19 protein-coding genes and 1 pseudogene are annotated in these 20,577 nt (G+C 57.3%); 3 read left to right on the top strand and 17 right to left on the bottom strand.

Annotation, left to right across the window (positions count from 1 at the left end; translation table 11 throughout):
* Positions 1–10: 10 nt before the first annotated feature.
* Positions 11–2,731 (bottom strand): glycoside hydrolase family 65 protein, encoded by a 2,721-nt coding sequence (locus FC75_RS10705; protein WP_056989871.1) that lies wholly within the window; start codon positions 2,729–2,731, stop codon positions 11–13.
* 84 nt (positions 2,732–2,815) lie between these two features.
* On the opposite strand from FC75_RS10705, the gene FC75_RS13055 reads away from it, so the two are divergent.
* Positions 2,816–2,974 (top strand): hypothetical protein, encoded by a 159-nt coding sequence (locus FC75_RS13055; protein WP_235808744.1) that lies wholly within the window; start codon positions 2,816–2,818, stop codon positions 2,972–2,974.
* Here the strand turns inward: FC75_RS13055 and FC75_RS10715 are convergent.
* From FC75_RS10715 to FC75_RS10740, 6 genes are read right to left on the bottom strand one after another with little or no spacing between them, the layout of a single operon-like run.
* Positions 2,963–4,480: a S41 family peptidase gene (locus tag FC75_RS10715; RefSeq protein ID WP_082623152.1), complete on the bottom strand. Its 1,518-nt coding sequence runs from the start codon at positions 4,478–4,480 to the stop codon at positions 2,963–2,965. The genes FC75_RS13055 and FC75_RS10715 overlap by 12 nt on opposite strands.
* Before the next feature lie 3 nt (positions 4,481–4,483).
* The gene (locus tag FC75_RS10720) at positions 4,484–4,717 is read right to left on the bottom strand and encodes a YozE family protein (RefSeq protein ID WP_056989873.1); all 234 of its coding nucleotides are present in this window, start codon (positions 4,715–4,717) and stop codon (positions 4,484–4,486) included.
* On the bottom strand, positions 4,717–5,235 hold the full coding sequence (gene msrA, locus FC75_RS10725; RefSeq protein ID WP_054661828.1) for a peptide-methionine (S)-S-oxide reductase MsrA: 519 nt from the start codon (positions 5,233–5,235) through the stop codon (positions 4,717–4,719). Before msrA ends, FC75_RS10720 begins: the two co-directional genes overlap by 1 nt.
* Positions 5,236–5,273: 38 nt before the next feature.
* Positions 5,274–5,906, bottom strand: coding sequence for a YpmS family protein (locus tag FC75_RS10730; RefSeq protein ID WP_056989874.1), 633 nt, complete (start codon positions 5,904–5,906; stop codon positions 5,274–5,276).
* Positions 5,907–5,908: 2 nt separating this feature from the next.
* Complete coding sequence (locus FC75_RS10735; protein ID WP_056989875.1) at positions 5,909–6,769, bottom strand: SGNH/GDSL hydrolase family protein; 861 nt, start codon at positions 6,767–6,769, stop codon at positions 5,909–5,911.
* Between the two features lie 56 nt (positions 6,770–6,825).
* On the bottom strand, positions 6,826–7,668 hold the full coding sequence (locus FC75_RS10740; protein ID WP_056989876.1) for a DegV family protein: 843 nt from the start codon (positions 7,666–7,668) through the stop codon (positions 6,826–6,828).
* Positions 7,669–7,827: 159 nt separating this feature from the next.
* On the opposite strand from FC75_RS10740, the gene trhA reads away from it, so the two are divergent.
* Positions 7,828–8,469, top strand: coding sequence for a PAQR family membrane homeostasis protein TrhA (gene trhA, locus FC75_RS10745; protein ID WP_056989877.1), 642 nt, complete (start codon positions 7,828–7,830; stop codon positions 8,467–8,469).
* Positions 8,470–8,528: 59 nt separating this feature from the next.
* Here trhA and FC75_RS10750 read toward each other — a convergent pair whose 3' ends face one another.
* The 4 genes from FC75_RS10750 to FC75_RS10765 all read right to left on the bottom strand — a co-directional run bounded on the left by FC75_RS10750 (position 8,529) and on the right by FC75_RS10765 (position 13,215).
* Positions 8,529–9,017, bottom strand: a complete 489-nt coding sequence (locus tag FC75_RS10750; protein ID WP_056989878.1) for a dihydrofolate reductase — start codon at positions 9,015–9,017, stop codon at positions 8,529–8,531.
* A gap of 18 nt (positions 9,018–9,035) precedes the next feature.
* A complete protein-coding gene (locus FC75_RS10755; RefSeq protein WP_056989879.1) occupies positions 9,036–9,989 on the bottom strand; it encodes a thymidylate synthase in 954 nt (317 codons plus the stop codon).
* Positions 9,990–10,000: 11 nt separating this feature from the next.
* Positions 10,001–11,905, bottom strand: coding sequence for an ABC-F family ATP-binding cassette domain-containing protein (locus FC75_RS10760; protein WP_054661877.1), 1,905 nt, complete (start codon positions 11,903–11,905; stop codon positions 10,001–10,003).
* Positions 11,906–12,036: 131 nt separating this feature from the next.
* Positions 12,037–13,215, bottom strand: a complete 1,179-nt coding sequence (locus FC75_RS10765; RefSeq protein WP_056989880.1) for a CCA tRNA nucleotidyltransferase — start codon at positions 13,213–13,215, stop codon at positions 12,037–12,039.
* Between the two features lie 100 nt (positions 13,216–13,315).
* On the opposite strand from FC75_RS10765, the gene FC75_RS10770 reads away from it, so the two are divergent.
* On the top strand, positions 13,316–14,194 hold the full coding sequence (locus tag FC75_RS10770) for a YitT family protein (RefSeq protein ID WP_054661822.1): 879 nt from the start codon (positions 13,316–13,318) through the stop codon (positions 14,192–14,194).
* 118 nt (positions 14,195–14,312) lie between these two features.
* Here the strand turns inward: FC75_RS10770 and FC75_RS10775 are convergent, their stop codons facing one another.
* The 6 genes and pseudogenes from FC75_RS10775 to FC75_RS10800 all read right to left on the bottom strand — a co-directional run bounded on the left by FC75_RS10775 (position 14,313) and on the right by FC75_RS10800 (position 20,568).
* Entirely contained in the window at positions 14,313–15,590 is a 1,278-nt protein-coding gene (locus FC75_RS10775; protein WP_056989881.1) for a tetratricopeptide repeat protein, read from the bottom strand.
* A 77-nt stretch (positions 15,591–15,667) separates the two neighbouring features.
* A complete protein-coding gene (locus FC75_RS10780; protein ID WP_054661819.1) occupies positions 15,668–15,943 on the bottom strand; it encodes an HU family DNA-binding protein in 276 nt (91 codons plus the stop codon).
* 228 nt (positions 15,944–16,171) lie between these two features.
* Positions 16,172–17,482 carry a ribosome biogenesis GTPase Der gene (der, locus tag FC75_RS10785; RefSeq protein WP_056989882.1) on the bottom strand — a complete coding sequence of 437 codons (1,311 nt, stop codon included), beginning with the start codon at positions 17,480–17,482 and terminating at the stop codon, positions 16,172–16,174.
* A gap of 411 nt (positions 17,483–17,893) precedes the next feature.
* Positions 17,894–19,120: pseudogene (gene rpsA, locus FC75_RS10790) on the bottom strand (30S ribosomal protein S1); the annotation flags it as partial.
* A gap of 68 nt (positions 19,121–19,188) precedes the next feature.
* Positions 19,189–19,866: a (d)CMP kinase gene (gene cmk / locus FC75_RS10795; protein ID WP_056989884.1), complete on the bottom strand. Its 678-nt coding sequence runs from the start codon at positions 19,864–19,866 to the stop codon at positions 19,189–19,191.
* A 102-nt stretch (positions 19,867–19,968) separates the two neighbouring features.
* A complete protein-coding gene (locus FC75_RS10800) occupies positions 19,969–20,568 on the bottom strand; it encodes a LysM peptidoglycan-binding domain-containing protein (RefSeq protein WP_056989885.1) in 600 nt (199 codons plus the stop codon).
* Positions 20,569–20,577 lie beyond the last annotated feature (9 nt).

Below are 20,577 nucleotides of genomic sequence, written 5' to 3' on the forward strand. Positions count from 1 at the left end.
GAAATGCCTCCTAACGATAATCGACGGTAACCGGTTTGCCAGCAGTCAGTGCCACCGGCTTGCCTGCGACTTTCACCTTAATCGGCTTGTCTGCCTTCAGTGTCAGCGCGTGATGATCGGCGGTGACTGAAACTTCAGCCCCTTGGAAGTGCAGCTGGTAGTGCAGCTGTTGCCACTGGCTTGGCAGCTCCGGGTCGAACCGGAGCTCGTCGCCCAGCAAATCCGCGCCGCCGTACAGAGTTTCCTCCACATGCAGCGTGGCACCCATGACGCCCAGGTGAATGCCTTCCGCGGTAGTGCCACCTTGAATGTCGTAGTAATCCGAGAACAAGGCCTGATGGAACAGCTTCCAGGACTGGTCGCGCCGGTTGTCCATCCGCGTCAAGACCGCGTAGACGATCCGCGACAGCGTGGAGCCGTGCGTCGTCCGCTCGAGGTAGAATTCCAAGTTCTGCGCAAAATGATCCGCCGGCAGCTTGTAGCCCATGTCGGCGATCAGGCCTTCGATGGTGGCCGGATCAAGCAGGAAGTACGCCATCATGGTGTCAGCCTGCTTCGCCACCTGATAGGCGTCCGGCGTTTTGCCCTCCGCCTTCAGGATGCGATCGATCCGCGAAATGTCGCCGTACTTCTTGTGGTAGGCGTCAAAGTCCAGCGTTGGCAGTCTGAAGTAGCCGGCGAACTGGCCGATGATGCCGTTGTCGTTGATATCGAGCGTCAGCTTACGCCGCACGACATCGAGCTGATCAAAATCCTTGGCGGAAAAATCGGCCCGCTTGGCGGCCGCGTCGTACGCGTCCTTGGTAAACTGCGGGCGCAGTTGCCCGATCAGCTGGAACAGCCAGGCCGTCATGATGTTGGTGTAGGCATTATCGGTCAGGCCGTCTTCGTCGCTGTTCGGATAGCTTTCGTGGTACTCATCCGGACCCATGACGCCGCTAATGTGATACCGTCCGGTCTTCGGGTCGAGGGTCGCCATGCTGAGACAGAACTTCGCAATCGACAGCAGCATTTCCAGACCCTGGTCTTTCATGAACTGGTCATCACCGGTGACGTGCCAGTACAGCCAGACATTGTACGCCACCGCCAAGGAAACGTGACGCTGGCGCCGGGAGTTGTCTGGATCCCACTGGTTAGTCAACGGATTCAGGTGGACGAACTGCGATTGCTCGTCGCCTCTCATCCCCGACTGCCACGGGTACATGGCGCCTTTTTTGCCGATGCTCTTCGCGTACTCGCGGGCTGCCGGCAGCCGCTGATAGCGGTAACCCAGCATCGCCTTGGCAATTTTCGGTGAGTGCGACGCGTAAAACGGCATGACAAACATTTCGTCCCAGAACACGTGGCCGCGATACGCCTCGCCATGCAGCCCACGGGCGCCCACGGACGCGTCCAGCTGGTCGCTGGCCAGCGCGGACCCGGACACGAACAGGTGAAAAATATTGACCCGGGTCAGCTTTTGGCTGATTGTGTCGCCTTGAATCGCGATGTCGGTATCGCGCCACACGTCGGCGTAAAAGTCTTTCGTACTCTTGGCCGTGTCCTCAAATGTCTCCTCGTCCAGCTCGTCCCAGACGGCGGTGTCCAGCGGCTCATCACCGTTTTCCCGACTGGTGTAAATGGCCACTGTCTTATCGATTGTGTAAACCTTGCCCGGCTCGACGGTCAGGTCAACGGTTTGCCGGAGCGCTTTTGAGCCCGTCGTCGTGGCCACGCGCCGGGTCAGGTCCACGTTCGGACTGCTCATTTTGCTGCCAATGGCAAAGTCGATGTCGGAGTTCTTGGTGGCCCCTGTCAGCAGCGCCTTGTTGGCAGCACTAGCCATGCCGGTCACGTTGATGTGGTGCTGATCGAACTGGTCATAGCGCGCGACGTTGTCATTCACGACGTCGCCATCGATGGTGCCGTATACCTGCACACTGCCGGCAAAATTCAGCGGTGTGAACTCGTACCGGATCGCCAGCCGGTGCCAGTGCTTCATGTCCGCCACCTTGGTCGCCCGCACCATCATTTGGTGGCCGGTGCCAAACGCGACCATCAGCGTCGTGGTGAGCTGGCCGGTTTTCAAATCCAGGCTGCGGTAAATGTCATTGATATTGCTGTGGCGGATCTTGAACGGGTTGGCGTGGTCGATGCCGATGGTCAGCGCCTGCGCGTTCGGCAGGTTGACCAGGTCCTCGTTGACCACGTTGCGGCCGTTGACGGGCGTCGTGTTTTGGTTGTAGACGCCGGCCACGTACAGGCCGGGATAGTTGTCATCGTCGGGATGGCTTTCGACATAGGCCCCGCGCAGGCCGTAGTAACCATTGCCAATGGTCAGCATGGCCTCCTGGCCGAAGTTGCGCTTGCCCTGGTACTCGCCGTAGTAGTCCAGGTGCCAGCTGTTGTAACGCTGTTTGGTGTTAAACGCCTGGTCCAAGCCGCCCTTGGTCACCGTTGGCCGTGCCAGCACGGGCACGTTAAACATGTTGGTCAGCGCCAGCCCGATATCAATGCGCTGGTGATGCAGCCCCACGACCGTGTCGGAGAACGGATAGGTCAAGGGGTTCTCAATGATGATGGCGTCAAAATCGACGCCGACTAGTTTCACACGAATGTTTTCAAGATTTTCGCCAATCGACTGATCCGGGTCATACCGAATCACCATGTGCCGCGGCTGCAGTTCTGCCTTCGCCTGGGGCACATCCATTTCGATCGCGTCGTCTAAGATCTTTAACGAGACTGTTCTCATTTAATCAATCCTTTCAGAAAAGAAGGGTACATGATTATGTTAACTAATATCAGCCTAAACGTCAAACTTAGTCAAACTATTGTCATGTCTAAAGACTACTTTTATCGTAGCAAAACGCACCGCCAAAAGCCGGTGCGGACCCTTGCCAATCAGCATTTCCCCCTTATCTCGGGGATTAGTTCAGGCAACAAAAAACGTTCCGTTTCAATTTTCGAAACGGAACGCATCAATTTACTTGTCTAACTGTTTGACGGCGGCATCCATCGCCGCGTCATCAGTTTGCAACTTGGCCGAAAGCAGCGTGATCATCTTGGTCAGCGTCGCGTCATTGGTTTCGCCGGTGACAGGCAGATGATTGTCTTGCTGGAATTTCCGGACCGCCGCTTGCACGGTCGGGCCAAAGTAGCCGTTGACCGCGCCCACGTCATAGCCCAGCGCCGCCAGCGACGTCTGCAGCGACTTCACATCGTTGCTTTCATCGCCAAGCTTCATGTTGACGGTCGCAAAGCCGGCAATTTTGGCCCAGGCCGGGTAATCAGCCTTGATGGTCGGTGTCAGGCCCTTATGGTTGATCCAGGTGCCGTTCGGCGTCAGCCACTTGGCGACCGTCAGCTTGACCTCGGCGTTGTCCCCGAGCTGCGCGACATTTTGCACCGTGCCCTTGCCGTAGCTCTGGCTGCCGATCAGCGGCACGCCTGCGCCTTGGTGCCAGGCTGCGGCCAGGATCTCAGAAGCCGACGCCGAATTACCATCGATCAAAATGGCGATTGGGGCGTTGATCTTAAAGCCTTCGTCGTAACCCTTGCCAGCCTTGTAGACCTGCGTCTTGCCGGCGCGGTCCTGGACCTTGACGATAGTTTGACCGTTCTTCAGCCCCATCGACGCCATCCGCAGCGCCGTGTTCAGCTCGCCGCCGCCGTTGCCCCGCAAGTCGACGATGAACTTCTTGGCGCCTTGCTTGCGCAACTTCTTGACGGCGTTCTCGAACTGGGTCGCAGTCGGGTCAGAGAAACTGGCCACGGTGATCACACCGACTGATTTATCGGTCTTGTTCAGCGCGGATGTCACGGTCGCCTGAGTGATCTGCGCCCGCTTCATCGTGACGGTTTGATCAGCGTTGTCGCGGCGAATCGTGACTTTGACCGTGGTGCCGATCTTACCGCGGATCTTGGTGACTGCTTCGCTGACGGACTGCTTTTCAACGGACTTGCCGTTGACCGCCATCAGCTGGTCGCCGGCGCGGATCCCCGCCTTTTTCGCCGGACTGGCGGGTTGAACGCTTTGAACGGTGAGCTTGGTGCCGTTTTGCTCAACCGTCGCGCCGATCCCACCGAAGCTGGCGGACATGGTGTCGTCCAGGTCCTTCTTGTCGTTGTCCTGCAGGTAAGTCGAGAACTTGTCGCCCAGGCTCTCCATCATCCCGTTGATCGCTCCATTGGCCAGTTTGGTCGAAGACACCGGCTTGTAGTAGCTGGATTTGATGGAGTTATAGGTCGAGATGACCTTGTAAAAGGCCGGCGGCACCGCCAGCTTATCGCCAGGGTTCAACTCCGGGTGCAGTGCGTAGCCAAGGCCGCCGCCAACCAGCAGGGCGACGACGGCAATCACCGCGGTCGCCCACTTCGAGAACCGGTAAGGCGCGCGCTTGTTGGCTGATTCCTGAGTCGGCGTCGGCTCCGGCGTTGGGTCTGGCTTTGGGTCTGGCTTTGGCTCCGGGGTCGACTGCTTGTTTTCTGGGTCGTTATCCATGCTTTAATTCCTTCCGATGTGCTCGTGACTCAGGTACATGTTGTACGCCTGGTCGAAAACACTCATGCTCGGCAGATAGCCGGCGTTTAGCTCAAGGTAATTCGAAAGCTTTTCAAAATCAGTTTCCTGCTTCGGAAACGCCTGGTCAAAAAACGCATTCTGGGCGAAATTCGCAATTTCACCGTGATCATTGGGGTTGCGTAGGGTCATCAGGTACTGATAAAAGCTTTGGCGCATTAGGCGTCCCTCCAGTTTTTGTCGATGAATTCCTGACGCTGCTTGTGTTCCTCGGCAAAGCGCCGCGGGTTGTGGGCATAAAACTGCTGATGCTCCGGCTCAGCTTCGTAGAACGGCTTGGCGTCCTCAATCGAGGTGACAATGGGCTTGTCGAACCGGCCGCTGGCTTCAAGCGCCTTCTTCGACGCCTCGGCGGCCGCACGCTGCTTGGCATTCGCCACGTAAATCACCGGCCGGTAGTTGTCGCCGCGGTCTTGGAACTGGCCCATGGCGTCGGTTGGATCGGTCTGCTGCCAGTATGTGTTCAACAGGTCCTCGTAGGAAACGATGCTTGGGTCAAACGTGATCCGCACTGCTTCGGTGTGCCCAGTCTTGTGGGCCTTCACTTCGGCGTAGGTCGGGTTGGCGACGTGGCCGCCGGTGTAACCAGACACGACGTTCAAAATGCCTGGCTGCTCCTCGAACGGCTTGACCATGCACCAAAAACACCCACCTGCAAAAATTGCTGTTTCAGCCATTACAATTTTCCCCCTTATTTCACGCACGGCCCTGCCGGTTACTTTTTCGGCAGGTAAACCGAGAAGTCGATCTGCGAATTCGGCAGGTCGATTTTATCGGCCTTCAGCTGCATGCCGTTGGCCATCTTGAATTTGTTCAAGTCTAGCACAACCGTCTTCTGCTTGCTATTCATCCTGACCCATTTAGGCAGCTTGAAGTTGCCGGCGGCGTAACTCATCACGTACGAGATCGGCACGGGTAAGCTGCCAACATTCAGCTGCCGGGCCTTGAGCTCGACGTTGCCGTTTTTCAGGACCAGCGGGTCAAACAACAGGCTGAACCCTACTTTTTGGCCGAAGAACTTGAACGAGCCGTCAAGCACCGCCTGGTCAGCCAGCGTCAGCGAGTACTTCACGTTGCTGTCTTTTTGAAAATCGTTCAGGTAATACGAAATGATCTCGTTGGCCTGACGCTTGGTCAAGGACACCGTCATGGCTGGATCGCCGGTCGTCGTGTCCTGCGTCGAATAGCTTTGGTCGACCGGCGTCAAGACGGCATGCGCCAGCCAGACGCCGGTGCCGAGCATCAGCCCAATCAGGATCAGGCACACCCACTTCCAGAGATTGAAGCGGCCGCGCGGCTTGTTTAATTCAGATTTAGTTGCCCGCGAGCGGGCCTTGGCTTCTCGCATACTTATTTCTCCCACGTACTTTCAGTTGCCTGCATCTTTTTCCATAACTGCGACGTCATCAGCGCGTACCCGGCGTTGTTCGGGTGGAAGTGATCCGACTCGAAAATCAGCGGGTTCTTGCTGCTGCCGGACATCGCCGACTCCAGCTTTTTCTTGTCCGCCTTGCTGTTGGCCTGCGTGTTCGCGCCCTTGGTCAGCACCGAATCGATATCGACGTAATACATGTGGTCGAAGTCACCCAGCGCCGCCTGTGTTGTATTATTCCAAGTCTTCACGCTGGTGGTCATCGCGGTCAGATTGGGAAAATAAACATAGAACGGATTGTAGACGCCGAACACGTACACCGGCGCCTTCGGGTTGAGCTGGCGCAGCGCCTTAAGCAGGCTGGTCAGGTGGCGCCGATAAGTAGTGGCACCGCTGGTCACGTCCTTGGTCGAAATGGACAGCAGGTTCTTTTGCAGCACGTGCATCAAGTCGTTGCCGCCCACCGTCACCGTCAGGATGTCCGCGTGCTCGACATCGGTGCGCAGCTTTTTTTGCGCATTGACCCGCTTCAGGATCTGCGTGCTGGTGTCGCCGGTCACGCCGTAGTTCGACGTGTCGACCTGGTAGACACCGGAGCTTTCCAAGTCCCCTTTGATTAGGCCGACGTAGCCGCCGTTGTTGGTTTCGTCACCGACGCCGTGGGTCAGCGAATCGCCGACCGCGGCCAGGCGCAGGGTCTTGACCTGCTGCACCTGCCCCCTTAGATGAATCGGCTGAGCCTTGGGCCCCGCCACCTGCCAGATCAAGAACGTGACCACGGCCGTCGCAAGAATCGTCAAGAGGCCCAGCAACCCGTGCTGCAATCTGTGTTTTTTCATGGCGGCCTCCTTCAATTAAAAAAAGGACCGGGAATCCCGGCCCGAATGGCTCTATTTTAGTCGACGTAGTACGTGATTGCAAAGGCGCCATCGCCGGTGTGCGTCGCAATCACAGGGTCCGTTGGCCGCACCAGCAGCTCCGCGTTCGGCAGTGCCGCCTTGACCTTGGCACCGATGTCCTCGGCCAGCTTCTTGCCGCCGGCGTAGGACACGCCAACGCTCTTGACGTTGCCCAGCTTGGCCATTTGCTCAACCGTCTTGTCGGCAAAGTTGACTAAAGTCTTCATGCCGCGGCCCTTTTGCAGCGCCTTGAGCTCGCCGCCGGTGACTTCGAGGATCACCTTGATGTTGAGCAGCGAGGACAGCATCCCCGACACCCGGCTGATGCGCCCGCCCTTGACCAAGTTGTCCAGCGTGGAGACGCCCATGACCAGCTTGGTGTGGTCGCGGATAACGGCCATGCGCTTGACCACCTCGGCCATCGATTTGCCGGCTTGAATCGCCTTGGCGGCCTCAATCACCTGAAAGGACAGCGCGCGGTCGGTGAATTGGGAGTCCACCACGGTCACTTTGCCCTTGCAGAGCTCGGCGGCCTGGCGCGCGGAATTGACCGTGCCAGAAATGGCCTCTAGCATGTGCACGGCAAGCACCTCGCTGCCGTCAGCGGTCAGTTCGTTGAACGTATCCAGAAAAGTGCCAATCGCCGGCTGCGACGTTTTCGGCAGCGCCGAGGCTGCCGCCATTTTATCCATAAACTCGGCGCGCGTGATCGTCTCACCGTCCACGTACACGGTGGAATCAATCATGATCGTCAGCGGGATAACGTGAATGTCGTACTTCGCGATCTCTTCCGGGGTCAGCTGAATTGAGGAATCCGTCACCAGTTTGATGTTTGCCATTTGAGCCACGCTTTCTGTAGGTAGTTTTGCACTGCGTCCAGTATACCAAAGCCCACCCCAATTTGTCAGTAACAGGGAACTTGGTTTTTAATACTAGATGAAATTGATTTGACGCTTTATACATGGTATCATAAACCTAAAGAGTCAGGGAGGTAGCCGATGCAATTGAGCAAACCATTTAAATCCGCATACTATAACTTTAACGACCAGATGCTGAGCGCCGTGACGCACGCCTTCGCGCTGGGGCTATCCGTTGTCGGAACGGTCGCTCTAGCGTTCAAGGCCACGACCACACTCCGCCTGGTCACCTTCCTGGGTTTCGGCATTTCGCTGATCATCCTCTACCTGGGCTCGACGCTGTTTCACGGGTTTTACTTCACTAAGGCGCGCCATGTCCTGCAAGTGATTGACCATTCCAGCGTCTTCATCCTGATTGCCGGCTCTTACCTGCCCTACTGTCTCGTAGCGATCGGTGGGCCACTCGGCTGGGGACTGTTGGCCGCGATCTGGCTGCTGTGCGCCGCCGGAATCGCCTACAAGCTCTTCTTCCTCGGGCGTTTTCGCGGCGCGGAAACCGCCATTTACGTGATCCTCGGCTGGATGTGCCTGATCGGCATGCAGCCGCTGTGGGCCCACTTAGGCCGCATCGGCTTCTGGCTGCTGGTGGCCGGCGGCGTCGCCTACACCTTTGGCGCCTTGCTTTACTCGCAGAAAAAGATCCCGTACATTCACGTCATCTGGCACCTGTTTGTGATGATTGGCTCAGCCTGCATGTACGCCTCGATTTACTTATTTGTCTAACAGGCCAAATTAAAAAGTGCCGGCGCGGAGAAAAATTCCTCTGCGCCGGCACTTTTTGTTTATTTGCGCGCCCAGGTTTCAAACACATGCGTCTTGCGTGGGTCGGAATCGATGACCTCGCGACTCGCGATCTGCTTAAACGCGGCCCAATCCAGGGGCGGCATTTTGACGTCGCCCTGAAAAGTGCCGGCCAGCTTGGTCACGTACAACCGGTCGACGATGTCGGCAAAGGCCATGAACACCTGGGCCCCGCCGACGATCATCAGGCGCTGCTGCGGGTGAGTCGAAGCATAGGCGAGCAACTCTGCGCGGTCGTGCACGACCACCGCCCCTGGCGCCTGGTAGTCTTCCTGGTGGGTCAGCACAATATTCGTGCGCCCCGGCAGCGGCCGCTTCGGCAGGCCTTCATAAGTGGTCCGGCCCATCACAGTCAGCTGGCCCAGGGTCAGCTGCTTGAACTGATGCAGGTCATCGGGCAGGTGCCACGGCAGCTTGCCGTTTTTGCCGATCGTGCCGGCTTGGTCCTGGGCCCAAACAAATGCGATCATCGGATCCTCCTGTGGTGCTCAGACCGCGACCGGCGCCTTAATGGCGGGATACGGGTCGTAATCCTTCACCTTGATGTCTGCCATGGTCAGCGTGTCGATGGTTTTGCCCGGTGTCAGCACCAGCTGCGGGCTATTGCGCGGCGTGCGGCTGAGCTGCTCGGCGACCTGATCGACGTGATTCGTGTAAATGTGCGCATCCCCGAACGTGTGGATAAACTCGCCGACCTGCAGCCCGGTTTCCTGGGCCACCAAATGGGTCAACAGCGCGTAGCTGGCGATGTTAAACGGCACGCCGAGGAACATGTCCGCGCTGCGCTGGTACAGCTGCAGCGAGAGCTTGCCTTCATTGACGTAGAACTGGTACAGCGTGTGGCACGGCGGCAGCGCCATGGTCGGCACGTCCTCCGGGTTCCACGCCGAGACAATCAGGCGCCGGGAGTTCGGCGTTTTTTTGATGGCCGCGATGACGTTGCCCAGTTGGTCGATGGTGTCGCCGCGACTGGTTGCCCAGGCGCGCCACTGCTTGCCGTACACGTTGCCCAAGGTGCCATACTTTTTGGCGAAAGTTTCGTCAGCTAGAATTCTATCATCGAACGCCTGCATTTGCGCCTGATAGACCTTGGCAAAATCAGCGTCCTTGAGCCGGCGCCGGCCGAAGTCGGTCATATCAGGGCCGGTGTACTCTGGCGACTCGACCCAGCGCTCGAACGCCCACTCGTCCCAGATGTGGTTATGGTGCTGCAGCAGGAAGCGAATGTTGGTGTCGCCGTGCAAGAACCACAGCATCTCGCTTTTGATCAGACCAAACGGGACTTTTTTCGTGGTGAGTAAGGGAAACCCTTTGCTCAGGTCGAACCGCAGCTGGGCGCCAAAAATCGAGTAGGTCCCAGTGCCCGTGCGGTCGCCTTTAAAATCGCCGGTTTCCATAATTTGCTTCAGCAGGTCCAAGTACGGCTGTTCTGTGACTGGCATGCGTGTTCCTCCTAATCCGAAACGTACTCGTCAAGGGCGGCAAAGCGGTCAAACATCTTGTCGAGCGCCGCGTTTTTATCATCGATCTGCTTTTGAAGGTCGCCCAGCTTGACGTAATCCTCGCCGCTGATGGTGCTCATTTCCTTTTTCAGTGCGGTGATCTCATCGTCCAAGGCATCCATTTTCTTCTGCAGGTCGTCGTGCTCGATTTGTTCCGCGTAGGTCAGCTTGGTCTTTTCGGCCTTGGCTTCAGGCTGGGCCGGCGCCGCAGTGGCCACCGGTTTAGATTTAGGCGCCGTGTTTTGCTCTTCGTCTGCCCGCATTTTCTTCAGGTAGTCGGTGAACAGCCCGACATGGCGGTCGATGCGGCCATTGCCCTCGAAGAACAGCAAGTTATCGGCGACCTTATCCAGGAAGTACCGGTCATGCGAGACGGTGATTATCGTGCCCGGAAACTGGCGCAGGTAATCCTCCAGCACGGTCAAAGTCGCCACGTCCAGGTCGTTGGTCGGCTCATCGAGCAGCAGCACGTTGGGCTGGCTCATCAGGATCCGCAGCAGGTACAGCCGGCGCTTTTCGCCACCGGACAGGCGCGAGATCAGCTCGCCGTGCATGCTGCGAGGAAACAGGAACTGCTCGAGCAGCTGGGTGACCGAAATGCGCTCACCGGCATTGGTCACCAGCTCCTCGCCTGCCTCTTGCAGGTAGGCGATCACGCGCTTGGTCGGGTCCAGATCAACGGCCAGCTGGGTGTAATAGCCCAGCTTCACGGTTTCGCCCAGCACACAAGTACCACTGTCCAGCTTGACCTTGCCGGCGATCACGTTGAGCAGCGTCGACTTGCCGGCGCCGTTGAGCCCCGAAATGCCGATGCGCTGGCCCGGCTGGACCAGCCACGAGAAATCACTCAGGATGCGGTGGCTGCCAAGCGTCAGGTTGGCGTGGGCAAATTCAATCACCTTTTTGCCCAGACGCGTGGACGCTACCTTCATTTCGACGGTGCCGTTCTGGGCCGGCTGGCTGTTCATATTTTCCTTCAGATCAACAAAGCGGTTGATGCGGGCCTGCTGCTTGGTGGTGCGGGCCTGAGCGCCGGCGTGCATCCAGTCCAGCTCCTGCTTGTAAAGCTGCTGCTGCTTGTGCGAGCTGGCCGCATCGCGCTCATCGGCCGCGGCCTTTTGTTCGACATAGGCCTCGTAGTTGCCGGTGTACCGGTGCAGCTGGCCGCGGTCGAGTTCCCAGATGACGTTGGTGACGTGATCTAGAAAGTAGCGATCATGGGTGACGACCAAAAGCGCCCCTTTGTACTTCGCCAGGTACGATTCAAGCCAGTCGATGGAGTCAAAGTCCAGGTGGTTGGTCGGCTCGTCCAGCATCAGCAGGTCAGGCGCTTCGATCAGCACCTGCGCCAGTCCGACCCGCTTCTGCTGGCCCCCGGACAAACTGCCGATCGTTTGGTTGAGGTCAGAAATGTGCAGCTGGGTCAGGATCGTTTTGATGTTGGTCTCTGCGTCCCAGGCGTCCAGCTGCGTCATTTTGGCGTCGGCTTTGGTGTAGGCCTCCTGCGTGGCGGCATCCATGGGCGCCTTGGTGTATTCGGCCAGCGCCTTTTCGTAAGTGCGGATCGCCGCAAATACCGGTGAGGTGCCGCCGTAGATCGCGTCCATGATCTGCTTGTCCGCATCCAGCGCCGGCTTTTGCGCCAGATAGCTGATCCGATAATTTTTCGGGGTGGTGATGTCACCGGCGTCAAACGGATCGGTGCCGGCGATGCCGTTGAGCAGGGTCGTTTTGCCGGTACCGTTGACGCCGATCAGCCCAACGCGGTCGCCTTCGTTGATCAGAAAATCTAAATCTGTGAACAGTTGCTTATCGCCGTACGCCTTGCGCACGCCTTCCGCAGTCAATGTTTGCATAGTCATCCTCGCTTCTTCTGTTCACCATCATAACATGGAACCTGCACAGAAAAAATTGACTTGATTGCCGCTGGAGTACCAAAAAACGACCGGGCTGCGACCCGATCGCCAAAGAAATGATGTTAGTTTATTTATTTCTGCGCCGCTGCCAGCAAGGCGGCCTGGTCGTTTGGCAGCTGACCAAACACCACGGCACGCTCCAAAAGGTTCAGCGTCTGGCCCAGCTGCGGCCCCGGCTTAAACCCGCTGGCCATCAGCGTTTTACCGTCGATCGCCAGCTCCGCTTTGGCGTGGATCGGCAGCGCCGCGTACGCCGCCTCTGCCTGCGCCAGGTCAAAGTCAGAATTCAGTGCCTGCTCGGCCGTAAAGGCAACGGCTGCAGCGGCTTTGCCGGCCTGATACAACGCCCAGGCATCGGCCCCCGGCAACTGCTTCAGCAGTTGCGCGGCGCTGGTGGTCAGGCGGATCAAATCATTGGCCTGTTTCCAGGCCCGCAGCAGCTTTTCCGCATTCAGGCCAGTCAGGTGCACCAGCAGCGTCCAGCCGATGGCGGCGTCCTTAAACTGTGGGGCGGACAATCCTGCCAGCTGGCGCAGCGCCGCCACCTGCCCCTTCAGCTGCGGCGCGTAAGCGTACAGCCCGGTGTCGATGAAGGTCGTCAGCCCCGCCTGCCGGTCTTGCCCCATCAGCAGCTTGGTAAACTCGGTCGCCGTGCGTTCCACGGAAATTTTGGCCAGCAGCTTTGCATTGGTCGCAATCGCGCTTTCGGTGGCCGGTTCGATGGCAAACCCGAGCTGACTTTGGAAGCGCACCGCGCGCATCATCCGCAGCGCATCCTCGTGAAAGCGGGCGTGCGGATCGCCGACCGCGCGCAGCACCTTGTGGTCGAGGTCGCTCAGGCCGTCAAACATGTCGATCACGGTGCCGTCGTGGCGCACGGCCAGCGCGTTGACCGTAAAATCGCGGCGCTTGAGGTCCTCTTTGAGCGAGCGCACGAAGGTGACATGGTCGGGCCGGCGGAAGTCCTGGTAGCCGGATTCCGTCCGGAACGTGGTCACCTCATAGCCGACGCCGTGATGCAGCACCATCACGGTGCCGTGCTGGATGCCGGTGTCGACCGTTCGCGGAAAAATCTGCTTGATCTCCTCCGGGTACGCCGAGCTGGCGATGTCAACGTCGTGGATCGGCAGGCCCAGCAAGGCGTCGCGCACGCTGCCGCCGACGAAATAGGCCTCGTAGCCGGCCGCCTCAATTTTTTTCATGATCGGGATCGCCGCTTGGAAATCCGGATGGCTCAAATCAATTTTCATTACTTTGCTCCTTTTTCTCCCTTCTATCATAGCAAACTCACCGCACCACAGCGAAGGTCTGGTAAGATTAAGGGGCAAGCAGCTCAGGAGGCGTGATGGCATGACAAAAAAAACGCAGCGAATGGTGATGGATCTGGCCCTGATCACGGTGGGCTGTGCCCTGTACGGGTTCGGCCTAGTCACCGTCAACATCGCCAACCACCTGGCGGAAGGCGGCATCACCGGCATCACGCTCTTGATCCGCTACTGGTGGCACATCGACCCCGCCTACTCGACCCTGGTCCTAAACATCCCGCTGATTATTGTGGGCTACAAGTTCCTGGGCAAGCGGGCCCTCGCCTACACGGTCTACGGCACGGTGATGTTGTCAGTGTTCCTGTGGGTCTGGCAGCGCGTGCCCGTCAGTTTGGACATTCACCACGACCTGTTCATCGCCGGCGTGATGGCCGGGCTCTTCGGCGGGATCGGCAGCGGCCTGATTTACCGGCGCGGCGGCACCACCGGCGGCTCGGACGTCATCGCGCGCATTTTGGAAAAACAGACCGGGATCCCAATGGGCCGCTCGCTGCTGGGGTTTGACGTGGTTGTCTTGCTGGCCAGCCTGTCCTACCTGAACCTCGAACGGATGATGTACACCCTGCTGGCCAGCTACGTCTTTTCGCGCATCGTCGACTTCGTGCTGGAAGGCGCGTACGCGGCCAAGGGCGTGCTCATCGTCTCCGACTCATCTGAGGCAATCGCCAACGCCATCATGAACCAGCTCGAGCGTGGCGCGACCTACCTGAAGGCGGAAGGCGGCTTTGCGCGCGACCAAAAGCGCGTCGTCTACGCTGTGGTCGCCACCACCGAAATTGCCGCGGTCAAGCGCATCATCGACGACATTGACCCGCACGCCTTCATCACCATTTTGGACGTGCACGAGGCGCTGGGCGAAGGCTTCACCTACAAGCGCAAACCCAAGCGGCTGTTTCTGGGGTGATTAGGACAAAAATAGGACCGAAGACCAAGTGGTCTCCGGTCCAATTTTTTGGCCTCAAGCGAACGTCGCCATTAATCAACTGCTAGACAAGCAATCCGCAGGCAACAGGCGGCGCTGATTACTGTTGGTCATCGGCCTCATCGTTTAGCTCGTCCAGCCGGTCCTGCATGTCGACATCATCCGGCACCAGCTTCAAGTACCGCGTGAGTGCCGCCTTCAGCTCGGCAGTCGCCCCAGTCGACTGGAAGAAATCGATGACATCGTGCAAAAAGTCCGCCGAATCCTGCAGCGCATTGAAAGCCAGCAGGTAGTTTTCACGCGCCTTATCAACATCATCCAGCCGGTCGTAGCTTTTTGCGAGGTTCCAGTAAATCTGCGGATCGACCTCATCTGACTTGTCCAGCGCCTCCAAAAAGGCCACGTTGTCCTCGTCCTTATGCTGAGCCAGCAGCAGGTTGCTCCAGGACAGCGCAACGGCCTGGTTCTCCGGATCGATGGCGCGGGCCTTTTTCAGGTAATTCTCGGCCAAGTCCAGGTTCTCTTCCTTGATGGCAAGGCTGGCACCGAGGGCAAAAAGCGTCGGGTTCGTGGCGTCCTGCTCGATCCCTTTTTGCACCGTCGTCAGCGCAGCGCCCTCATCACCATTTTTCTGCTGAGCCATGGCTAGTGGCAGATAGGCGTTGGCAAAGGATGGGTCGCCTTCGATCAGGCCTGTCAGCGTTTCAATCGCGTCCTTGGGCTGATCCAGCTGACTGTACAAACTGCCCAGCTGCAGCAGACTATCCGGATCCAAGGCCGCCACGCCGACGTCTTCGTAAACCGCCACGGCGTCTTCATACTGGCCCATATGCGCCAGGGTGGCCGCGTAACGGGCTTTGATGTTGACATGGGCCAATGAGTCCACCCCGGCGTTGATCAGCTGAGAATACGCAAGGGCGGCCTGGTCATCGCGGCCCCAGGCGAAGTACAACTCCCCGAGCGCAAAGGTGACCACCGGTTCATCCGGCACCAGCTTTTGGGCTTCCAGCAACTTTTGCTCAGCGACTTCGTAAAGACCCTGCGTCTGGTACACATCGGCCTCGGCCATCAGCGCCTGCGGATAGGCGTCGGAGTCCGGCGTGACCTTCGCCAGCAAGTTGAGCGCCTCATCGGTGTCGCCATCGCCCACTGCAATGTCCGCCAGGTCGGTTTTGAGCTCGTCTTCGTCCGGGTACTTGCCCATCAGCTCCTGGTACAGCCTTTTGGCCTGCCCGGTGAAGCCGAGCGCGTACAACTCGCCGGCCAGATTGTATTTGGTTTCATCATCATCGTGCTTCAATACGGATTGGAAAAGGTTGCGGGACTCTTCCATGTGCCCTTTTTCCAGGGCCGCGAGCATCTGCTCAGAATAGCTCATGTTTCCCTCCTGAAAAAACGGGCTCGAACAATAAAGTTCGAACCCGTTTTGCTAAACCTATCATTGCTCCAAGGAGACTACTTAACAGCGTCCTTGAGTGCCTTACCAGGCTTGAATGCAGGTACTTTTGATGCAGGGATCTTGATCTCTGCGCCAGTTTGCGGGTTGCGGCCCTTACGAGCTGCGCGTTCGCGTACTTCGAAGTTACCAAAGCCGATCAGTTGAACCTTCTCGCCTTTAGCCAGGGAAGCCTGGATTGAGCTAAATACTGCATCTACAGCTGCCGTTGCATCCTTCTTTGTCAAGCCGGTTGAAGTTGCAACACTTTCGATCAATTCTGCTTTATTTGCCATGATCTATTCACCTCCGTATAGATTTGGGTTACCCACCCAAACATACCCAATCTTGGTTTCCAAGAATGAGGAAACAATGATAAACCGGTATCACTATTTCAATTTTCAAGATAACACACAAAGCCCGTCGTAGCAAGGTTTTTTGGCATTATCGGCAAAAAATCAGCGCGGCGATGAAAACTTGGCTCTGAAAAGGAACCTTATTGTACCGGGCTTTGTCAAACCCCGTCATTTCCGCTTTCTGGCGATCAAATGAATCGGCGTGCCGTCAAAATCGAACGTCTTGCGCAACTGATTAATGAGAAAGCGCTCATAGGAGAAGTGCAGCAGATCCGGATCATTGACGAAAACCACGAATGTCGGCGGTTTGACGGCCACCTGCGTCATGAAATAGATGCGCAGCCGCTTGCCGTTGATTGTCGGCGTCGGGGTGACCGCCAGCGCATCCAGTAACACGTCGTTGAGTACAGCACTCTGAATGCGGCGATTCTGATTTTCTGAAACCTTCTCGATCATGCCTGGCAGGTTCGTCAGGCGCTGATGGGTCTTTGCAGACACGAAAACAATTGGGGCGTAGTCCAGGTACTGAAATTCGTCCCGGACGTGCTGCTCGAACTCCTGTATCGTGTGGTTATCCTTTTCTTTGAGCGTGTCCCACTTGTTGACCACGATGATGATCCCGCGGCCCGCCTCGTGGGCGTACCCGGCCACTTTTTTATCCTGCTCGCGGATCCCCGTTTCGGCGTCCAGCACGACCAGGACGACATCGGAGCGATCAATGGCTCGCAGCGCCCGCATGACGGCGTACTTTTCGGTGCTTTCGTAAACCTTGCCGCGCTTGCGGATCCCGGCGGTGTCGATCATCGTAAATTCCTGATCGCCGTGCACGAACTTCGTGTCGATGGCGTCACGCGTCGTGCCCTCGATGGGACTGACAATAACGCGCTCTTCGCCGAGGATCGCATTGACCAGCGAGGATTTGCCGACGTTCGGCCGGCCGATGAAGGAAAACTTGATCGAGTCGTCCTCCGCGTCCGTGCCCTCATCGGGAAACGCGGCGAACACCGCGTCCAACACGTCGCCCAGGCCGATGCCGTGACTCCCAGAGAGCGGATAGGGTTCACCGAAGCCCAAGCTGTAAAAATCATAGATGTCGTTGCGCCGCTCCGGGTTATCGACCTTGTTAACGGCAAGTACGACCGGCTTGTCCGCCTTGTACAAAATCTGCGCCACGCGTTCATCGGCATCGGTAACGCCGGCCTCGACGCTGGTCAAAAACAGGATCACGTCGGCCTCATCGATGGCGATTTCGGCCTGGTCTGAGATCTGTTGCAAAAACGGCTCATCGCCAATATCGATCCCGCCGGTGTCGATCAGCGCGAACTGCTTGCCAAGCCACTCGGCCTTGCCGTAAATGCGGTCACGCGTGACACCTGGGGTATCTTCGACGATTGAGACGCGCTCGCCGATCATGCGGTTAAAGATCGTGGATTTGCCGACATTGGGCCGGCCGACGATTGCTAATGTGGGGAGTACCATAGAATTATCTTCCCTTTCTATAAAACCGGACCCCTTCAGGTAATGGGACCCTCGCGTTTTCAGGTGCGACCAAGTGCGCACCTGACATAAATCGGGCTACGAGTTCGCAGCTAACGCATGTCACCCTGTAACTCGCTTTGCTCGTACAGGCTGATCAACGCCCGAGTGATTAGCTACGCCCAAGGCCTCGCCGCCAAAAAGCGGCGGCAATACCTTGAGCTAGGCTAATCATCAGGCTAAGTTCGCGAACTCTTCGCACCATACATATAAAAACCGAGGCATCTCTGCCTCGGCCAGAAAAGCAATTGCTTACTTGTTGTCGTTGTCGCCCTTGTCGTCGTTCGCTGTGCTCAGTTTCTTCAGCGCATCGCCGAGCAAATCGCTCATTGAGAAGCCTGAATCATCCTGCTGGTATTCAGCCGGAATCTGAGTGTGCTCACTACGGCCACCGCGACGACCGCCACGGTCACCACCACGGCTGTTGCCACCGCGGTTGTTGTTGCCGCCGTTACCATTGCTGCGCGGACGGTCTTCGTGGCTGCCTTCAGGCGCTTCGGTCAGCGCCTTGATGGACAGAGCCAGACGGTGCTGATCCGGGTCAACGGACAGAACCTTGACCTTGATTTCTTCGCCTTCGCTCAGAACATCCTGAGGTGTTGCGATGTGTTCGTGAGAGATCTGGGAAATGTGAACCAGACCCTCAACGCCAGGGAAGACTTCAACAAACGCACCGAAGCTGGTCAGGCGCTTAACGATCCCAGTCAGAACAGAGCCAGCTGGTGCCTTTTCTTCGATGTCATCCCAAGGCTGCGGCAACGTTGCCTTGATGGAAAGGCTGATGCGGTTGCGATCAGGATCAACGGCCAAAACCTTGACCTTGATGTCCTGACCAACCTTCAGCACGTCGCTTGGCTTGTCAACGTGATCGAAACTGATTTCGGACACGTGAACCAGACCATCAACGCCGCCAAGGTCAACGAACGCACCAAAGTTGGTGAGCCGAGCAACCTTGCCTTCAACTGTGTCGCCAGGCTGGATCTTCGCAAAGATCTCCTTGCGGGCTTCGGCCTTGCCGGCTTCAACGATCGCACGGTGAGACAGGATCAAGCGGTTTTCGCTTGGCTCGATCTCAATGATCTTGAATTCCAGTTCCTGACCCTTGTACTGGGACAGGTCTTCAACGAAGTGGTCGGAAACCATGCTTGCTGGGACGAACCCACGCACGCCGGCGTTAACAACCAGGCCGCCTTTAACGACGGAAGTAACCGGTGCGGTGATGGTTTCACCGGCATCAGCCTTAGCTTGGATGTCTTTCCAAACCTTTTGTGCTTCGAGGCGACGCTTGGAAAGCAGGTACTGACCGTTTTCCTTGTCCTTGCCGATCGTCGAGATGACAACCAGGTCGAGCTTGTCGCCGACTTTAGCAACCGAGTTGATGTCATCGATTGGCTGAGTGGATAACTCTTTAAGAGGAACGACACCCTCAACGCCGGTGCCCTCGATCCCTACAACCAGTTGCTTGTCTTCGACTGCTAGTACTTCACCTTTTACGGTGTCGCCGATGTGAACAGTTTCAACGCTCTTCAGCGCGTCCGCCATTGTTTCGGTGTTTTCGCTTGACTCATTCTTTTCACTCATGCCAGAAAATTCCTCCTATACGACTGTCATACTTAGTCTATTGTACCCGATGCGGGCCAAAATACCAACTATTTGTTTTGCGTTTTCAACCGTTTTTTGTTGACAAGTTCAATAATGGTCTGCACTTCTTGGTCAATGGTCATGTTGCTGGAGTCGATCTCAACCGCATCGGCCGCTTTACGCAGCGGCGATACGGCCCGCGTGGAGTCCTTGCGATCGCGCTCGGCGATTTCCTCTTCCAGCGTGGCCACCGGCGTCATGATGCCCTTTTCGACGTTTTCCTTGTGGCGGCGCTGCGCTCTTGTGGCAACCGAAGCCACCATGAAAATCTTGACCTCGGCGCCTGGCAGCACGGTCGTCCCAATGTCGCGGCCGTCCATCACAATGTCATTGTTCGCCGCGATTTCGCGCTGGCGGCGCACCATTTCCTGGCGCACCTTAGGCAGCGCAGACACCTGACTCACGTTGTTAGTGGTTTCCTCTTGGCGAATGGCCAGCGTCACGTCCTCGCCGTCCATGAACACCAACTGTCCCTCCGCACTTGGTTTGAACGTGATGTCCAGATCGCGCAGCGCGGCCATGATGCCGGCCTCGTCCCCGTAACCGATACCTTTTTGCTTGGCCATGACGGTGGCCGTCCGGTACATTGCCCCCGTGTCACAGTAGATAAATCCTAACTTGGTGGCGACTAATTTTGCGATGGTACTTTTGCCTGACCCGGCTGGGCCGTCAATGGCGATCTGCATACTGCTGACTCCTCCTCGCTGGCCCCGCGCTTGGCGGTGCCACGTACTGCCAACCATTATAACCAAAAAAGAGCCGAGGATTCGCCTCGACTCACGGAATTCTTATTTGATTCGCACTGATTTGCCAGGCGTCAAAGTACCTTGACCGTTCCACTGGTAGAACTGACTCAGTGAAATGCCGTGGTTAACGGCGATGCGGTAAGCGTTGTCACCTTGCTTGACGGTGTAGTAGCCGGCCGCGCTGCTCGAGGAAGATAAGGCCGCACTGCTGCTGCTAGAGCTGGCCACACTCGACGAACTGCTTGCCGGCGTGCTGGAACTTGCGGCTTGGCTGCTTGAACTAGCGGCCTGTGAGCTGCTTGAAGTGCTGCTGCTCGACTTGCTGCTGGATGAGCTGTGCTTCTTACGCTTCTTGCTGCTTGTGGAAGAGCTCGACTTTTTGCTGCTGGCAACCGTAATTTTATCATTGCCGTTATTATTACTAGAATTGCTGGCAATCGCGTTATACGCCACCGGCACGATAATGAACAAGGCGATCAGGACCCATAAAACGTACTGAAGCACCCGCGTACCATGAGATTTCTTGCGCGTTGCGACGCGGGACAGGTTGCCCTCGTCGTCGCGATCATCCTCAAATTGCTTGTTCCACGGTTGGCTCTTGTCCGCGTCATCAGGCTGTTTGTGATCGGTTTTCTTATTCATTGAAACGGT

Origin of the sequence: Lacticaseibacillus camelliae DSM 22697 = JCM 13995, assembly GCF_001436615.1 — a bacterium.
In the GTDB taxonomy this organism is placed as follows: Bacteria; Bacillota; Bacilli; order Lactobacillales; family Lactobacillaceae; genus Lacticaseibacillus; species Lacticaseibacillus camelliae.